General features: G+C 61.2%; 14 protein-coding genes. 13 read left to right on the top strand and 1 reads right to left on the bottom strand.

Features of this window, described 5'->3' with window-relative positions:
- Positions 1-48: 48 nt before the first annotated feature.
- Positions 49-2,907 carry a valine--tRNA ligase gene (locus RE432_RS15675; protein ID WP_310934441.1) on the bottom strand — a complete coding sequence of 953 codons (2,859 nt, stop codon included), beginning with the start codon at positions 2,905-2,907 and terminating at the stop codon, positions 49-51.
- A 252-nt stretch (positions 2,908-3,159) separates the two neighbouring features.
- On the opposite strand from RE432_RS15675, the gene ndk reads away from it, so the two are divergent.
- From ndk to hflC, 13 genes are all read left to right on the top strand, one after another.
- Entirely contained in the window at positions 3,160-3,585 is a 426-nt protein-coding gene (gene ndk, locus RE432_RS15670; protein ID WP_310934440.1) for a nucleoside-diphosphate kinase, read from the top strand.
- A gap of 35 nt (positions 3,586-3,620) precedes the next feature.
- Complete coding sequence (rlmN, locus tag RE432_RS15665) at positions 3,621-4,781, top strand: 23S rRNA (adenine(2503)-C(2))-methyltransferase RlmN (protein WP_310934439.1); 1,161 nt, start codon at positions 3,621-3,623, stop codon at positions 4,779-4,781.
- Positions 4,778-5,275: a helix-turn-helix transcriptional regulator gene (locus RE432_RS15660; RefSeq protein ID WP_310934438.1), complete on the top strand. Its 498-nt coding sequence runs from the start codon at positions 4,778-4,780 to the stop codon at positions 5,273-5,275. Before rlmN ends, RE432_RS15660 begins: the two co-directional genes overlap by 4 nt.
- A complete protein-coding gene (gene ispG / locus RE432_RS15655; protein WP_310934437.1) occupies positions 5,272-6,555 on the top strand; it encodes a flavodoxin-dependent (E)-4-hydroxy-3-methylbut-2-enyl-diphosphate synthase in 1,284 nt (427 codons plus the stop codon). The genes RE432_RS15660 and ispG overlap by 4 nt, the downstream gene beginning before the upstream one ends.
- A gap of 49 nt (positions 6,556-6,604) precedes the next feature.
- Positions 6,605-7,894, top strand: a complete 1,290-nt coding sequence (gene hisS / locus RE432_RS15650) for a histidine--tRNA ligase (protein WP_310934436.1) — start codon at positions 6,605-6,607, stop codon at positions 7,892-7,894.
- Positions 7,895-7,897: 3 nt separating this feature from the next.
- Positions 7,898-8,533 (top strand): tetratricopeptide repeat protein, encoded by a 636-nt coding sequence (locus tag RE432_RS15645; protein WP_310934435.1) that lies wholly within the window; start codon positions 7,898-7,900, stop codon positions 8,531-8,533.
- 3 nt (positions 8,534-8,536) lie between these two features.
- Positions 8,537-9,694 carry an outer membrane protein assembly factor BamB gene (bamB, locus tag RE432_RS15640; RefSeq protein WP_310934434.1) on the top strand — a complete coding sequence of 386 codons (1,158 nt, stop codon included), beginning with the start codon at positions 8,537-8,539 and terminating at the stop codon, positions 9,692-9,694.
- A complete protein-coding gene (der, locus tag RE432_RS15635) occupies positions 9,691-11,133 on the top strand; it encodes a ribosome biogenesis GTPase Der (RefSeq protein ID WP_310934433.1) in 1,443 nt (480 codons plus the stop codon). Before bamB ends, der begins: the two co-directional genes overlap by 4 nt.
- A complete protein-coding gene (hisC, locus tag RE432_RS15630; RefSeq protein ID WP_310934432.1) occupies positions 11,130-12,212 on the top strand; it encodes a histidinol-phosphate transaminase in 1,083 nt (360 codons plus the stop codon). The genes der and hisC overlap by 4 nt, the downstream gene beginning before the upstream one ends.
- 116 nt (positions 12,213-12,328) lie before the next feature.
- Positions 12,329-12,565, top strand: coding sequence for an RNA chaperone Hfq (gene hfq, locus RE432_RS15625; RefSeq protein ID WP_013742471.1), 237 nt, complete (start codon positions 12,329-12,331; stop codon positions 12,563-12,565).
- Between the two features lie 75 nt (positions 12,566-12,640).
- A complete protein-coding gene (gene hflX, locus RE432_RS15620; protein WP_310935199.1) occupies positions 12,641-13,738 on the top strand; it encodes a GTPase HflX in 1,098 nt (365 codons plus the stop codon).
- Positions 13,713-15,023 carry an FtsH protease activity modulator HflK gene (hflK, locus tag RE432_RS15615; RefSeq protein ID WP_310934431.1) on the top strand — a complete coding sequence of 437 codons (1,311 nt, stop codon included), beginning with the start codon at positions 13,713-13,715 and terminating at the stop codon, positions 15,021-15,023. Before hflX ends, hflK begins: the two co-directional genes overlap by 26 nt.
- Before the next feature lie 9 nt (positions 15,024-15,032).
- On the top strand, positions 15,033-15,920 hold the full coding sequence (gene hflC / locus RE432_RS15610; RefSeq protein WP_310935198.1) for a protease modulator HflC: 888 nt from the start codon (positions 15,033-15,035) through the stop codon (positions 15,918-15,920).
- Positions 15,921-15,924: the final 4 nt, after the last annotated feature.

Raw genomic sequence — 15,924 nt, 5'->3', positions numbered from 1 at the left:
AGGACACCCAACAAGCAGGCCCCCCCGCTTTAAAAGCAGGGCGTAAGCCTATGCGCCACCCAGCTTGGCCAATTGCTCCTGAACCTTCGACAGCGTTTCGCCAAACTGCGCAATGCGATTCTTTTCCTGCTCGACGACGGCGGCGGGCGCGCGCTCGACGAAGCTGGCGTTCGACAGCTTGCTGTTCGCCTTGGCAATCTCATTCTGCAGCCGCTCCACTTCCTTGCCCAGGCGCAGCCGTTCCGCCTCGGCATCGATCTCTACGTGCAGCATCAGTTGCGTGCTTCCCACGATCTGTACGGGCGCGCCCACATCGGGCAACTGGTCCACGATATCCACGCTGTCGAGCTTGGCCAGCGCGGTCAGGTAAGGGCTGTTCTGGGCCAGGACGTCGCGTTGGCCTTGAGCGATGAGCGGTACCCGTTGCGCGGGCGACAGGCCCATTTCGCCGCGCAGCGCGCGCACCGCTTCGACTTGCGCCTTCAGTTCGGCGATCTGAGCCTCGGCCTGTTCGTTCAGCAAGCTGTTGTCGGGACGGGGGTAGGGCTGTATGCTCAGGCTGCTGTCGTCGCCCGCCTGGCGCTTGCCGGCCACCAGCGCCACCTTTTGCCAGAGCTCTTCGGTAATGAAGGGGATGATGGGATGCGCCAGGCGCAGTACGGTTTCCAGCACCCGTATAAGCGTGCGCCGCGTGCCCAGTTGCTGGGCCGGCGTGCCGTGCTGGATCTGGACTTTGGCCAGCTCCACATACCAGTCGCAGTACTCGTCCCACACAAAGCGGTAGATCGCATTGGCAATATTGTCGAAACGATAGTCGGCGAAGCCGCGCTCGACATCGCCCTCGAGCCGCTGCAATTGGCTGACGATCCACTGGTCGGCAAAAGACAGTTCGGGCGGCGTGCCCGCGCCGTTCAGGGCATGGCCTTCGGTGTTCATCAAGACAAACCGCGACGCATTCCACAGTTTGTTGCAGAAATTGCGGTAGCCTTCGCAGCGCTTCAGGTCGAAATTGATATTGCGCCCCAGCGTGGCATAGGCGGCCATCGTGAAGCGCAGCGCGTCGGTGCCGTAGGCGGGAAAGCCGTTGGGGTAGTCTTTGCTGGTTTTCTTGCGGATGCTGGCCGCTTGCTTGGGGTTCATCAGGCCGCTGCTGCGTTTTTCCAGCAGCGCATCGAGCCCGATGCCGTCGATCAGGTCGACCGGGTCGATGGTGTTGCCCTTGGACTTGCTCATTTTCTTGCCGTCCATGTCGCAGACCAGGCCGTGTACATAGACGGTTTCAAACGGCACTTTGCCGGTCATGTGCATGCTCATCATGACCATGCGGGCGACCCAGAAGAAAATGATGTCAAAGCCCGTGACCAGCACGCTGGAGGGCAGGTAGCGTTCGATGTCAGGGGTTTGCTCGGGCCAGCCCAGGTCGGTGAACGGGACCAGAGCCGATGAAAACCAGGTGTCGAGTACGTCGGGGTCGCGCGTCAGCGGGCCGCTGACGCCTGCCGCGTCTGCCTGGCGGCGTGCATCGGCCTCGTTGCGGGCCACGAAAATCCGCCCGTCGTCGGCATACCAGGCGGGAATCTGATGGCCCCACCAGAGCTGGCGCGAAATGCACCAGTCCTGGATCTTTTCCAGCCACTGGTTGTAGGTGGTGGTCCAGTTTTCAGGGTAGAACTTGATCCGGCCGTCGGCCACGACTTCCAGCGCCACATCGGTGATGCTGCGGCCGGGGTGCAGGGTGTCGGCGGGGGCGGGCTTGCTCATGGCCACGAACCATTGATTGGTGAGCATGGGCTCGATCACAGTGTTGGTGCGATCGCCGCGCGGAACCATCAGTTTGTGCGGCTTGACGCTTTGCAGCGCATCGAGCGCAGTCAGGTCATCGACGATCTTCTTGCGTGCGTCGTAGCGGTCCAGGCCGCGGTAGGCCTCGGGGGCGTCGTCGGATATTTTGGCATCCAGGGTCAGGATGCTGATCATGTCCAGGCCATGACGCTGGCCCACCGCGTAATCGTTGAAGTCGTGCGCGGGGGTGACCTTTACCACGCCGGTGCCGAACTCCCGATCGACATAGTCGTCGGCAATGACCGGAATCTGCCTGCCGACCAGCGGCAGGATCACGCTGGCGCCGATCAGGTGGGCATAGCGTTCGTCTTCGGGGTGCACCATCAGGGCCACGTCGCCCAGCATGGTTTCAGGGCGGGTGGTGGCGACCACCAAGTGTTCGATGCCGCCCGAGGGCTGAGCCAGCGGGTAGCGGATTTCCCACATGAAACCGTCTTCTTCCTCGCTGACGACTTCCAGGTCGGAGACGGCGGTGCCCAGGACCGGGTCCCAGTTCACCAGGCGCTTGCCGCGATAGATCAGCCCTTGCTCATGCAGGCGCACAAAGGTTTCGACCACGCCGCGCGACAGATTGTCGTCCATGGTGAAGTATTCGCGGTCCCAGTCGCACGACGAGCCCAGGCGGCGAAACTGCTCGGTGATTGCGTTGCCGGACTTTTGCTTCCATTCCCAGACTTTTTCGACGAATTTCTCGCGCCCTAGATCATGGCGCGATATGTTCTGGGCATCCAACTGGCGTTCCACCACGATCTGCGTGGCAATACCGGCATGATCGGTGCCGGGAATGAAGACGGTATCGTCGCCCCGCATCCGGTGGTAGCGGACCAGCCCGTCCATCACGGTCTGGTTGAAGGCATGGCCCATATGCAGCGTGCCGGTCACGTTGGGCGGCGGAAACTGAACCACAAAAGGCTTGCTTTCAGCAGGGTCGGCGGGGGCTACATGCTGGCCGCCGGTAAAATAGCCTTTACGTTCCCATTCTGCATACCAGCGCGATTCAATCTCTTGTGGTTCAAAGCTTTTGGCAAGTTGGTCGGGATCGTTCTGGCTGGAATGTGTAGTCATGATGTAAATCGGTTAATGCAGGCAGCCGCAAAGCGGCGAAAGTCTGACTATATCTGAAACGTGCATTGTATGCGGGACGGCCCTCGGCATGTTAAAATGCCCGGTTAACATAAACTTTAGCAAAGTTATTGTTTTTATTGAAGATTCTTGACTGGATCGATATTTTTGGCTGCTTGCCGACGTTTGGCTTTTGCGGACATCCCTTGAATGGGCGATCCGGTTTTCAAACCACTTTAATTCTTTGGACCTCATATGGCTATTGAACGCACTCTTTCCATTATCAAACCCGACGCTGTTGCCAAAAACGTGATTGGCCAGATTGTTGCTCGCTTCGAGCAAGCCAACCTCAAGGTCGTTGCCGCCCGCCTGCAACAGCTCTCGCGCGACGATGCCGAGCGTTTCTACGCCGTCCACAAAGAGCGCTCCTTCTACAAGGATCTGGTCGACTTCATGGTTTCGGGCCCGGTGTTCGTGCAAGTGCTTGAAGGTGAAGACGCCATCCAGAAGAACCGCGACCTGATGGGCGCCACCGACCCCAAGAAAGCCGACGCCGGCACCATCCGCGCCGACTTCGCCGACAGCATCGACGCTAATGCCGTGCACGGCTCCGATGCCGCTGAAACCGCCGCTGTGGAAATCGCTTTCTTCTTCCCCGAAAGCAACATCCACAGCCGTTGATTTCCGCCATACGCGATCTTCGCCGCAGCAACGTCATGCCGTCCGCCGAATCCATCAATCTGCTTGGCCTGGATACCGCCGCGCTGACCGACCTGGTCGGCCAGTGGGGCGGCAAGCCGTTCCGCGCCAAGCAACTGCAGCGCTGGGTGCACCAGCGTGGCGCGGATTCCTTCGATGACATGACCGACCTGGCGCGTGAGTTCCGCCTGCAGCTTGCAACGCATTGCTCGATTCACGCGCCCGCCGTGTCGACCGAGCAGCGTTCTGCCGACGGCACACGCAAGTGGCTGTTCGATGTGGGCAAGAACAATGCGGTCGAGACGGTTTTCATACCGGAAGACGACCGCGGCACTTTGTGCATTTCCAGCCAGGCGGGCTGCACCGTGGCCTGCCCGTTTTGCTCGACCGGCTATCAGGGCTTCAATCGCAATCTGACGACCGCTGAAATCATTGGCCAATTGTGGCATGCCCGGCGTGTATTGCAGGCCGACATGCAAAGCGCCCGCATTGGCGATGGCGCCGCGCAAGCCGCGCCCGAGCCCACGCGGGTCATCAGCAACGTGGTCATGATGGGCATGGGCGAGCCCCTGCTCAACTACGACCAGGTGCTGGGCGCGCTGCGCCTGATGCTGGACGACAATGCCTATGGGTTGTCGCGCCGCCGCGTCACCGTGTCCACGTCGGGCGTCGTGCCCATGATGGACAGGCTCGGCCGCGATTGCCCGGTGGCGCTGGCCGTGTCCCTGCACGCGCCCAACGATGCCTTGCGCGACAAGCTTGTGCCGCTCAACCGCAAGCATCCGCTTGCCGAACTGCTGGCGGCTTGTAATCGCTATCTCGAGCATGCGCCCCGGGACTTCATCACGTTTGAGTACATTATGCTGGACGGCGTCAACGATACCGATCAGCATGCGCGCGAATTGATTACTATTGCACAGCAGGTGCGTTGCAAATTCAATTTGATTCCGTTCAATCCGTTTCCGCAGTCGGGTCTGAAGCGTTCGCCGGCGTCGCGAGTCCGCTTGTTTGCACAGCGCCTGATGGACGCTGGTGTGGTGACCACCGTGCGTAAAACACGCGGCGATGACATTGCCGCGGCCTGTGGGCAGTTGGCAGGCGACGTCAAAGACCGTACGCGCATCAGCGAACGTTTACCCGATCGCGCGATTATCGAAATAAAACAGGAGCGTGGATGAATCAACCCTTACTCAGAGAAGCACGGCCCGAGGTCGACGCACAGCCTGCCCCCACGGGCGTGGGCGCAACATTGCGCGGCCTGCGCGAAGCCAAGCGGCTTTCACCCGGCGAGGTGTCCGCGCGCCTGAAGTTCTCCAGCCGCCAGCTCGAGGCGCTTGAAACCGAGCAGTGGGACCGCCTTCCCGGAGGCATGTCGCTGCGGGGTTTCGTCAAGAACTATGGCCGCTTCCTCGAGGCCGATGTCGATGCGCTGCTGGTCATGCTCGACAACCAGGTTGGCACTGCGCCGGTGGCCCGGCAGGCGTCGCTCAGCGGCGCCCAATCGCTCGGCCCCACCGATCTGCCCATACACGGGGAACCGGCCAGCCGGTCTTGGGGCTGGCTCATCGTTATCCTGATCTTATTGTTCGTCGCCGGTTTCTACGCCATCGAGCGCGGCTGGGTGCCTGACTCGTGGCTGGTGTTCGACTGGCTCAAATCACTGAAAAAATGAGCGAAAATCCAGACTTGGCCACAGTTGGCGGTCCCCTGGCGGTCGGCGCGGCGGCAAGAAGGCCGACGCGTCCCGCCATCGTCCGCTGGGGCAGCCAGTCGGTGCAGGTGGGGGGGAATGCCCCGGTTGTCGTGCAGTCCATGACGAACACAGATACCGCCGACGCCATCGCCACGGCCATTCAAGTCAAAGCGCTGGCCCAGGCGGGGTCGGAGCTTGTCAGGATTACGGTCAATACGCCTGAAGCCGCGCGCGAAGTCCCCGCCATCCGCGAACAGCTCGATCGCATGAATGTGCCGGTGCCGCTGGTGGGCGACTTCCACTATAACGGCCATAAGCTGCTGGCCGAGTTCCCCGAATGCGCCCAGGCCCTGTCCAAGTACCGGATCAACCCCGGCAATATGGGCGGCGGCAAGAAGCGCGGCGATAATTTCGCGCAAATGATCGAAGTGGCCTGCCGCTACGAAAAGCCGGTGCGCATCGGCGTCAACTGGGGCAGTCTCGATCACGAGCTCATGGCCCGCATGATGGACGACAACAGCCGGCGCGCCCAGCCCTGGGACGCCCAGGCCGTGATGCGCGACGCGCTGGTGGTCTCCGCCATCAGCAACGCCCGGCGCGCCGAAGAACTGGGCCTGTCTCCCAACGCCATCGTGCTGTCGTGCAAAGTCAGCCATGTCCAAGACCTCATCACGGTCTACCAGGATCTTTCATCGCGCTGCGATTATCCCCTGCACCTGGGGCTCACCGAGGCCGGCATGGGCAGCAAAGGCATCGTGGCCTCGACGGCGGCCTTGTCGGTGCTGCTGCAGCAAGGCATTGGCGATACCATCCGCATCTCGCTCACGCCCGAGCCGGGCGGCGATCGCCGCCGCGAAGTCATCGTGGCCCAGGAGATCCTGCAAAGCATGGGGCTGCGTGCCTTCACGCCAATGGTGGTAGCATGCCCAGGCTGCGGGCGCACCAGCAGCACCGTATTTCAAGAGCTGGCCGACAGCATACAGGCTTATCTGCGGGCGCAAATGCCGCTCTGGAAAACCCGCTACCCTGGTGTCGAAACCATGAATGTGGCGGTCATGGGCTGTGTGGTCAACGGCCCCGGCGAAAGCCGGCACGCCGATATCGGCATCAGCCTGCCCGGAACCGGTGAAATCCCCTCGGCGCCTGTCTATGTCGATGGCGAACGGACCGTGACCTTGAAGGGCGATACCATCGCACAGGAGTTCCAGGCCATTGTCGAGCAATACGTTGAACGGCGCTATGGCGGGGGCGGTTCGTAAAACATAACAATGCACGCGGCCAGATCGCGCGCGCACAGTAAATCTATTTATGACGCAGTCGTTTCAGAAGGTCCGTGCCCTGACGGGCATGAAAGATGTACTCCCCGATACCAGCGCGCAATGGGAAGCGCTGGAGGCCACCGTGCGCGAGTGGCTGGCGGCCTATGGCTACCGCAATATGCGTACGCCCGTGCTCGAGCATACCCGCTTGTTTACGCGGGGCATCGGCGAGGTCACCGACATTGTCGAAAAAGAAATGTATTCGTTCACCGATGCCTTGAATGACGAGCGCCTGACCATGCGCCCGGAGTTCACCGCCGGCATGGTGCGGGCAAGCATCGAACACAATATGCTGTACGATCGCCCGCATCGCGTCTATGCCATGGGCCCGGTGTTTCGCCACGAAAAACCGCAGCGGGGGCGCTACCGCCAGTTTCACCAGATCGACGTCGAGGCGCTGGGTTTTGCCGGCCCCGACATCGATGCGGAACTGATCGTTATGCTGGCCAGGCTATGGAAGCTCCTGGGGCTGACCGACATACGGCTCGAGCTGAATTCATTGGGCCAGGCCGGCGAGCGCGCGGCGCACCGCGCCGCACTGATCGAATACCTGGAACAACACAAAGACGTGCTCGATGAAGAGGCGCGGCGGCGCATGCATACCAACCCCTTGCGGGTGCTCGACACCAAGAATCCGGCCATGCAGGACATGGCTGACAATGCGCCGCGCTTGTTTGATTTCCTGGGGGCCGATTCGCTGGCCCACTTCCAGGGCGTCTGCGATCGCTTGCAGGATGCCGGCATTGCGTATCGTCTGAACCCGCGTCTGGTGCGCGGGCTCGACTACTACAATCTGACGGTTTTCGAGTGGGTGACCGATCGCCTGGGCGCGCAGGGCACGGTCTGCGGCGGCGGCCGCTACGACGGCCTGATCGAGCTGCTGGGCGGCAAGCCTGCGCCCGCGGTGGGGTTCGCCATCGGCGTAGAGCGCTTGCTGGATTTATGCGCGCAGTCGGCCGATCAAGCCGCCTTGCCGGAGTGCCAGGTTTATCTGATTCACCAGGGCGCCGAGGCGCAGCGCCTGGCCGCCCAATTGGCTGAAAAGATGCGCGATGCCGGTTTGCGGGCGATTGTCCATGCCGGGTCCGCGGGGTTCAAGTCGCAGTTCAAGCGCGCCGATGCCAGTGGCGCTACATTGGCGGTTATTCTGGGCGACGATGAAATCGCTTCCGGTACCGCCAGCGTCAAATGGTTAAGGGAACAGGTTGCCGAAGGCCAGTCCCAGCAGGAAACGATCCCTCTTGATCGTTTGGTTACAGAGTTGACATTAAAGGTTTAAGGCATGGCATACGATTTAGAAGAACAGGAAAAACTGGACGCGCTGCGTGCATGGTGGGATCGCTATGGCACCTTGTGCGCCGTGCTGGTATTTGTGATTGTGGCCGGCATTGTCGGCTGGCGCGGCTGGCAGTGGTACCAAGGCCATACGGCCAGCCAGGCCATGGGTTACTTCGAGGCGCTGGAAGGCGCGGCGGGGCAACAGGGCGACGACGCCGTGGCGCGCATCAAGGCGGCCAGCAATACCCTGCGCAGCGATTTCACCAAGTCGGGCTATACCCCTCGCGGCGTCCTGGTCGCGGCGCAGGCCCTGCAGGCCCGCAACGACCTGGACGGCGCGCGCGAGCAGCTCGAATGGCTGGTCAACAACAGTGCCGATCCCGCGCTGGTCCCCGTCGCCCGCCTGAGGCTGGCGGGGCTTCTGCTCGAGCAGAAGCAGTACGACCAGGCGCTGGCCCAGATCGCCGATGCGCCGCCTGCTTTTGCGGGCCTGTATGCCGACCGCCGCGGCGATATCCTGCTGGCGCAAGGCAAGACGGCCGAGGCAAAAACCGCCTGGGAAGCCGCGCTGAAGGCATTCGGCAGTGATCCCGTGGCGCAAATCGTTCAATTGAAGATAGATGCTTTAGGTGGAGCCTGATTCATGCAAATAGCCATCCTTCGCCGCAGCGTGCGTAGCGCCGTGCTGGCCATGAGTGTTGCCGCCCTGGCGGGGTGCTCGATGTTTTCCAGCCCTAATCCGCGTTACGATCCGGCGCCGCTGACTGAATACGCGGCGGGTATTTCGGCCAACGTGGCATGGACCGTCTCGCTGGGCAGCGGCGGTGGCTACGGGTTTGCGCCCGCCCTGGTCGGCGATGCCGTTTACGCCGCGACGCCCAATGGCCGTGTCAGCAAAATTGACCTGGCCTCGGGCCGTGCCCAATGGCAATCCGGCACCGATCTGAAGCTGTCGGCGGGCGTCGGATCCGACGGCCAGACGACCGCTGTCGCCGCCTCGGACGGTACCGTGATTGCTTTCGACGACCAAGGCGCCGAAAAATGGCGCGCCAAGGCGACCAGCGCCGTCAACGTGCCCCCGGCCGTGGGCGGCGGGGTCGTGGTGGTGCGCAGCAGCGATTACCGCATCCAGGCCTTTGACGCGTCGACGGGCGAGCTGCGCTGGAATCTGCAGCGTCCTGGCCCCGCGCTGGCCCTCAAGACTAATATGCAGATGCTGATTGTCGATGGCATGCTGCTTTCCGGCCTGCCCAATGGCAGGCTGATGGCGATCGACGCGCGCAATGGCAACGTGCAATGGGAAGGGACCGTGTCGGTCTCCCAGGGCGCTACCGATCTTGAACGCATCAGCGATGTCGTGGGCACGCCGCAACTGCAAGGCCCGCTGCTGTGCGGCGTCTCGTACCAGGGGCGCATGGTGTGTTTCGATATCTCGCAAGGCGGAAGGCCGCTCTGGGAGCAGAATTTCTCCAGCAATAGCGGTATGGCGACCGACAGCCAGCAGGCTTATGCGGCCAATCAGCGCGGCGTCGTCTATGCCTACGGGCTGACCGACGGGCACGAAGCCTGGAAACAGGATGCGCTGGCCAACCGCAGGCTTTCATCGCCCGCCGTCGTTCCACAGGCGGTCGCCCTGGGCGACTTCGAAGGGTATGTGCATTTCCTGTCACGTACCGACGGCCAGTTATTGGGTCGCGTCCATGTCGGTGGCGGAGCCATCGTTTCGCCTCTCGTGGCAACCAATCGCGGCGTGCTGGTGCAAACGGGTAGCGGAAATCTCGTTTTGGTTGGTGTTAATTGAACAGTACTGCATACAAGCCGGTCGTTGCCCTGGTCGGGCGCGCCAATGTGGGTAAATCCACCTTGTTCAACCGGATTACCCGCTCTCGCGCAGCGCTAGTGGCTGATTTTTCAGGCCTAACGCGCGACCGGCACTATGGCGAAGGGCGGGTTGGTGAACACCCCTTCATCGCTGTCGATACGGGCGGTTTCGAGCCGGTGGCCAAAGACGGCATCCTGCTTGAAATGGCGCGCCAGACGCAGCAAGCGATTGCCGAGTCCGATGTCGTCATCTTCCTGGTCGATGCCCGGGCGGGTGTCAACGCCCACGACCATGAAATTGCGCGCCTGCTGCGCAAATCCGGCCAGCGTGTGTTTCTGGCCGTCAACAAGGCCGAGGGCATGCGCTATGGTTCGGCTGCCGCCGAATTTCATGAGCTGGGCCTGGGCGAGCCGCATCCCATTTCGGCATCGCATGGCGACGGGGTGGTCGACCTGATCGAGCATGCCTTGTCGTATCTTGACGATGCAGCGCCGGTCGATCTGGCCGACGATGAGCCTGAATTCGTTGTCGATGACGCGGAACCGCTGCTGACCGGCGATGACGCGGGCATGGACGAGGCCGACGACGCCGCCGGCGAGCCGGTGTCGCACCGCATCAAGCTGGCCATTGTGGGCCGTCCGAACGTCGGCAAGTCCACGCTGATCAATACCTTGCTGGGTGAAGAGCGGGTCATCGCTTTCGATATGCCTGGAACGACCCGCGACGCCATCGAAATCGAATTTGAACGAGGCGGGGTGGGGTACACCCTGATCGACACGGCTGGTCTGCGCCGCCGCGGCAAAGTCTTCGAAGCGGTGGAAAAATTCTCGGTCATCAAGACATTGCAGGCCATCGAAGCCTGCAATGTGGTCCTGCTCATGCTGGATGCACAGGCCGAGATTTCCGATCAGGATGCCCACATTGCCGGTTTTGTGCTGGAAACGGGCAGGGCGCTGGTGGTCGCCATCAATAAATGGGATGGCCTGGACAGCGAGCAGCGTGAACGCATCCAGCGCGAATTCGAACGCAAGCTGCGCTTCCTGTCGTTTGCCAAAATGCATACCGTTTCGGCCCTGAAGGGGCAGGGCGTCAATGCCTTGATCAAATCGGTCAATGCGGCCCACGCCGCGGCGTTTGCCAAGCTGTCCACGCCCAAGCTGACCCGGGTGCTGCACGCCGCGGTCGAGCAGCAGCAGCCGCCCCGTAAAAGAATTTTCCGGCCCAAGATGCGTTATGCGCACCAGGGGGGGCAGAATCCGCCGCTTATCGTCATCCATGGCAGCGCCCTGGATGCCATACCCGAATCGTACCGGCGCTACCTAGAGTCGCGCTTTCGCGCGGCGTTCAAGCTGGACGGCACACCGTTGCGCATTGAATTCAAATCTTCCCACAATCCTTACGTACAGGGGACGCAGTGAGCCGTTTCTGGAGCGATCATCTTGTTGACCTGACGCCTTATGTCGCCGGCGAGCAGCCCAAAGTGGCCAATTTGCTCAAACTCAACACCAATGAGCATCCCTATGGGCCATCGCCGCGCGCGCTGGATGCCATCAAGGCCGCGGCAACCGAGCGCCTGCGCCTTTACCCCGACAACGAGTCGACGGCCTTGCGCGAGGCCATTGCCGCCTTGCATGGCCTGGATGCCGGCCAGGTATTCGTGGGCAACGGCTCCGACGAGGTCCTGGCCCATATCTTCAATGGCTTGTTCCGCCGCTCGGGCCGCACGCTGTTGATGCCGGACATCACCTATAGTTTCTACCGGACTTACTGCACGCTGTACAAGATACCGGTCCGGCTGGTGCCGCTGGCCGATGATTTTTCGATCCGCGCGCGCGATTACATCGATGGCCGGGATGCCGAGCCGGCCGGCATCATATTTTCGAATCCCAACGCGCCCACCGGCATTGCCATGCCGCTGGATGACATCCGGGCCATTGCCCGCGCCAACGCGGACGTCCCCGTTGTGGTGGACGAAGCCTATGTGGATTTCGGCGCCGAATCCGCCATAGCGCTGCTCAAGGAGCACGACAACATCGTCGTGGTGCATACCTTGTCCAAATCCCGTTCATTGGCCGGCCTGCGCGTAGGGTTTGCGGTGGCGGGCAGCCAGATCGTGGAAGGCCTGAACCGCGTCAAGGACAGCTTCAACTCCTATCCGGTCGATAGCCTGGCGCAAGCCGGCGCGCTGGCGGCCATACAGGACACGGACTATTTCGAGCAAACGCGCCAGGCCGTCATCGACGCCCGCGAGCAGCTGGCGCAACAATTGACTACGCTTGGATTCCAGGTGTTGCCCAGCCGGGCCAACTTTGTGTTCGCCAGGCATCCGGCCCACGACGGCGCGGCATTGAGCCGGGCCTTGCGCGCCCAGAACATATTGGTGCGCCACTTCAGTTTGCCGCGTATCGACCAGTTTTTACGCATCACGGTGGGAACTCCTGACGATTGTGCGCGTCTATGTAATACCTTGGTCAAAATACTCACGAAAACACATTAAAATACCTTAGCCGCTACTTATTATCACTTCTCGCACCGTGCACATTCAGGGAAAACCCTGTACAGTATACGTTTCAGCAAACTGTCTTAAATAACAACACAATCGGAGCCTAGCCAATGAGCAATAAAGGGCAAACACTACAAGATCCATTTCTAAACGCCCTTCGCAAGGACCACGTACCCGTCTCGATTTATCTGGTCAATGGGATCAAGCTGCAAGGGCAGGTTGAGTCTTTTGATCAATATGTTGTGCTGCTGCGCAATACCGTGACTCAAATGGTATACAAACACGCCATATCCACCGTCGTACCCGCTCGCCCCGTCAACTTCCAAGTGGATGAGCCTTCTGAATAAATCACAGCCGGATCGTTTTGCCGGAACGCCCGCCGTGTGCCTTGCGCCGGCGGGCCTTTCATTCAGGCCTTCATGATGAAGGCCCTGATCATCAGCGTCGATCTGGGCGAGCCCGATTACGCTGCACATGCCGAAGAATTCATGATGCTGGCCACAGGTGCGGGGGCCGATATCGTCGGCACGGTCACGGCGCGCCGCGCGCGCCCCGATGCCGCCCACTTCATTGGATCCGGCAAGCTTGAAGAAGCCATACTGCTCGCCGACGAAGCCGAGGCGGAAATCGTTCTGTTCGATCAACCTCTTACCCCCGCCCAGCAGCGCAACCTCGAACGGGGCTTCAAGCGGCGCGTCGTCGATCGCGTCGCGCTTATACTGGACATTTTCGCCCTCAGGGCCAAAAGCCACGAAGGCAAGCTGCAGGTCGAGCTCGCCCAGCTTCAGCATCTGTCGACACGCCTGACGCGCATGTGGTCTCACCTTGAGCGTCAGCGCGGCGGCATAGGCATGCGGGGGCCGGGGGAAGCGCAGCTGGAAATGGACAGGCGCATGATCGGCGACAAGGTCCGCTTGCTGCGCGAGCGCCTTGCCCGGGTGCAGCGCCAGCGCAGTACCCAGCGCAGGGCCCGGTCCCGCAGCAATACGCTGTCAGTCTCCCTGGTGGGGTATACCAACGCGGGTAAATCCACCTTGTTCAATGCCTTGACCCGCGCGGGCGCCTATGCGGCAGACCAGTTGTTCGCCACGCTGGACACAACCACAAGGCGCGTGTGGATAGAAGGGGCGGGGCAGGTGGTTATATCGGATACGGTGGGTTTCATACGTGATCTGCCTCCTACGTTGATCGCCGCCTTCCGGGCGACGCTCGAGGAAACAGTGCAGGCCGACCTGCTGCTGCATGTGGTCGACGCGGCCAGCCCGCAGCGCGATGAGCAGATCTTCGAGGTCGACAAGGTGCTGGCGGATATCGGGGCAGCCGATATCCCGCGCATTCTGGTTTATAACAAAATCGATCAGGCGGGTTACGAACCCAGGGTAGAGCGTAACGAACATGGTACGATTGCACGAGTTTTTGTAAGCGCCATAGAGCGCTCGGGTCTAGACAGTTTGCGTGGGGCAATTGTCGAATCTGGTCAAATCGCGGGAAATAATGCGTTTAATGTCGAAAATATTTAATCTGAATGATCCCGGTTGGGGACGTGGTAACAATAATGGCTCCGAGCCGCCCCGTCGTCCCAATCAGGGCGACGGTCCTCCCGATCTGGACGAAGTCTGGCGCGATTTCAATAATCGCCTGGGGTCTTTGTTTGGGCGCAAGCCCAAGCGCGGCGGCCAGTTCGGCGGGGGTGACAATGGATCGGGCAATGGCGGCGTGCAAATGCCCAAGGGGTCGCCCAAGACCGTAGGCGTCATCATCGCCATCATCATTGCGCTCTGGCTGGCCAGCGGTTTCATGATTGTGCAGGAAGGCCAGGTGGCCGTGGTCACCCAGTTCGGCAAATACACCAAAACCTTGCCGCCGGGCTTGCAATGGCGCTTGCCGTATCCCATCGAAGCGCACCAGAACGTCAACATTTCGCAACTGCGTACTTTCGAAGTGGGCTTTCGCGGCAATGCACGTAACAAAGTGCTGCCTGAATCCCTAATGCTGACGACGGACGAGAACATCATCGACTTGCAGTTCGTGGTGCAGTACCGCCTGATGTCCACCGGTGCGCCGGACTACCTCTTCAAAACCAGCCAGCCCGACGAATCCGTGCGCCAGGCGGCTGAAACCGCCATGCGCGAAATCGTCGGCAAGAAGCCCATGGATTTCGTGCTGTATTCCGGCCGTACCGAAGTGGCGACCGAGGTGCAGAGCCTGGCCCAAAGCATTCTTGACCGCTACGAGACCGGTATCCAGATCAGCACGGTCGCCATCCAGAACGTGCAGCCGCCCGAGCAGGTGCAGGCCGCATTCGACGATGCCGTCAAGGCCGGCCAGGATCGCGAGCGCCAGATCAACGAAGGTAACGCCTACTCCAACAAGGTGCTGCCCGAGGCGCAGGGCCAGGTGGCCCGCATGATCCAAGAGGCTGAAGGCTATCGCGCTACCGTGATCGGCGACGCGACGGGTGACAGCGCGCGTTTCGCCAGTGTCGAAGCCGAGTTCGCCAAGGCGCCCGACATCACGCGTGAACGCATGTATCTGGCCACGATGCAAGACATTCTGCAGAACACCAGCAAGATCATGATCGATTCGCAGGCCAGCAATAACATGCTGTATCTGCCGCTTGACAAGATCATGAGCCAGGCCGCAGCGGACCGCAGCAGCTTCAGCAGTTCTGTCGAAAGCACCTCCAGCGCAGCCGCCGCTGCCACGACGCAACCCGCCAGGCCGTCTACGCCGGCCCGGGGCCGCACGCCCGATAGTGGCGGCACCACGGTCAATTCGTCGTTGATCAACCCGTATTCGCGCTAGGAGGCCATGATGCAACGTTTTTTCCCTGCTTTAGTCGGCCTGGTCATTCTCCTGGCAATTATTTCTTCTTGTGTATTCGTGGTTCGCGAGCGCGATGCCGCGCTGGTATTCGCACTGGGTGAAGTCCGCGAAACGATCGTCGAGCCCGGCCTGTATTTCAAGCTGCCGCCGCCGTTCCAGAACGTGGTCAGGCTCGACAAGCGCCTGCAAACCATCGAGGCCAACGACCCCGAGCGTATCCAGACGGCTGAAAAGAAGAACCTGCTGATCGATTCGTTCGTCAAATGGCGTATTTCCGATCCGCGCCTGTTCTATGTGACCTTCGGCGCCAACGACCGCGCGGCTGTCGAGCGCTTGACCGCGCAAATACGCGATGCCCTCAATGCATCGGTGAACGTGCGCACCGTCAAAGAAGTGGTGTCCAACGAGCGCAACCTCATCATGCGTGAAATCCTGACCAACGTCGAAGCGCGCGCCAAGCCGCTGGGCGTCCAGGTGGTCGATGTGCGCTTGCGCCGTATCGACTTTGCGCCTGAAATTTCCGAATCGGTGTATCGCCGCATGGAAGCCGAACGCAAGCAGGAAGCCAACCGCTTGCGCGCCACGGGTGCGGCCGACAGCGAGCGTATTCGCGCGCAGGCCGACCGTGAACGCCAGGAGCTCCTGGCCAAGGCCTACGCCGAGGCGCAAGAGATCAAGGGCGAGGGCGATGCCAGGGCTGCGGCCATTTATGCCGGCGCCTATGGCAAGAATCCCGAGTTCTACAGCTTGTACAAGAGCCTGGAAGGCTACAAGGCTGCATTCTCCGATTCCAAGGACGCCATTGTGCTCAGTCCCAAGTCCGAGTTCTTCAAGTTCTGGAATTCGGCGCAAGGCTCGCAACCCGCCACGCCTTAAGGCC

The sequence above is a fragment of the Pusillimonas sp. SM2304 genome (assembly GCF_031628915.1).
Classification (GTDB): Bacteria; Pseudomonadota; Gammaproteobacteria; order Burkholderiales; family Burkholderiaceae_B; genus Pusillimonas_C.
This window is presented reverse-complemented; position numbering and strand designations above follow the sequence as displayed.

Excerpts from the sequence above, each read along its gene's own strand:
- hflK (WP_310934431.1), top strand. The coding sequence starts at position 13,713 with ATGCGTTTAATGTCGAAAATATTTAATCTGAATGATCCCGGTTGGGGA.
- hisS (WP_310934436.1), top strand. The coding sequence starts at position 6,605 with ATGACGCAGTCGTTTCAGAAGGTCCGTGCCCTGACGGGCATGAAAGAT.
- RE432_RS15675 (WP_310934441.1), bottom strand. The coding sequence starts at position 2,907 with ATGACTACACATTCCAGCCAGAACGATCCCGACCAACTTGCCAAAAGC.
- hflC (WP_310935198.1), top strand. The coding sequence starts at position 15,033 with ATGCAACGTTTTTTCCCTGCTTTAGTCGGCCTGGTCATTCTCCTGGCA.
- RE432_RS15645 (WP_310934435.1), top strand. The coding sequence starts at position 7,898 with ATGGCATACGATTTAGAAGAACAGGAAAAACTGGACGCGCTGCGTGCA.
- RE432_RS15660 (WP_310934438.1), top strand. The coding sequence starts at position 4,778 with ATGAATCAACCCTTACTCAGAGAAGCACGGCCCGAGGTCGACGCACAG.
- rlmN (WP_310934439.1), top strand. The coding sequence starts at position 3,621 with ATGCCGTCCGCCGAATCCATCAATCTGCTTGGCCTGGATACCGCCGCG.
- hflX (WP_310935199.1), top strand. The coding sequence starts at position 12,641 with ATGAAGGCCCTGATCATCAGCGTCGATCTGGGCGAGCCCGATTACGCT.
- bamB (WP_310934434.1), top strand. The coding sequence starts at position 8,537 with ATGCAAATAGCCATCCTTCGCCGCAGCGTGCGTAGCGCCGTGCTGGCC.
- ispG (WP_310934437.1), top strand. The coding sequence starts at position 5,272 with ATGAGCGAAAATCCAGACTTGGCCACAGTTGGCGGTCCCCTGGCGGTC.
- hfq (WP_013742471.1), top strand. The coding sequence starts at position 12,329 with ATGAGCAATAAAGGGCAAACACTACAAGATCCATTTCTAAACGCCCTT.
- ndk (WP_310934440.1), top strand. The coding sequence starts at position 3,160 with ATGGCTATTGAACGCACTCTTTCCATTATCAAACCCGACGCTGTTGCC.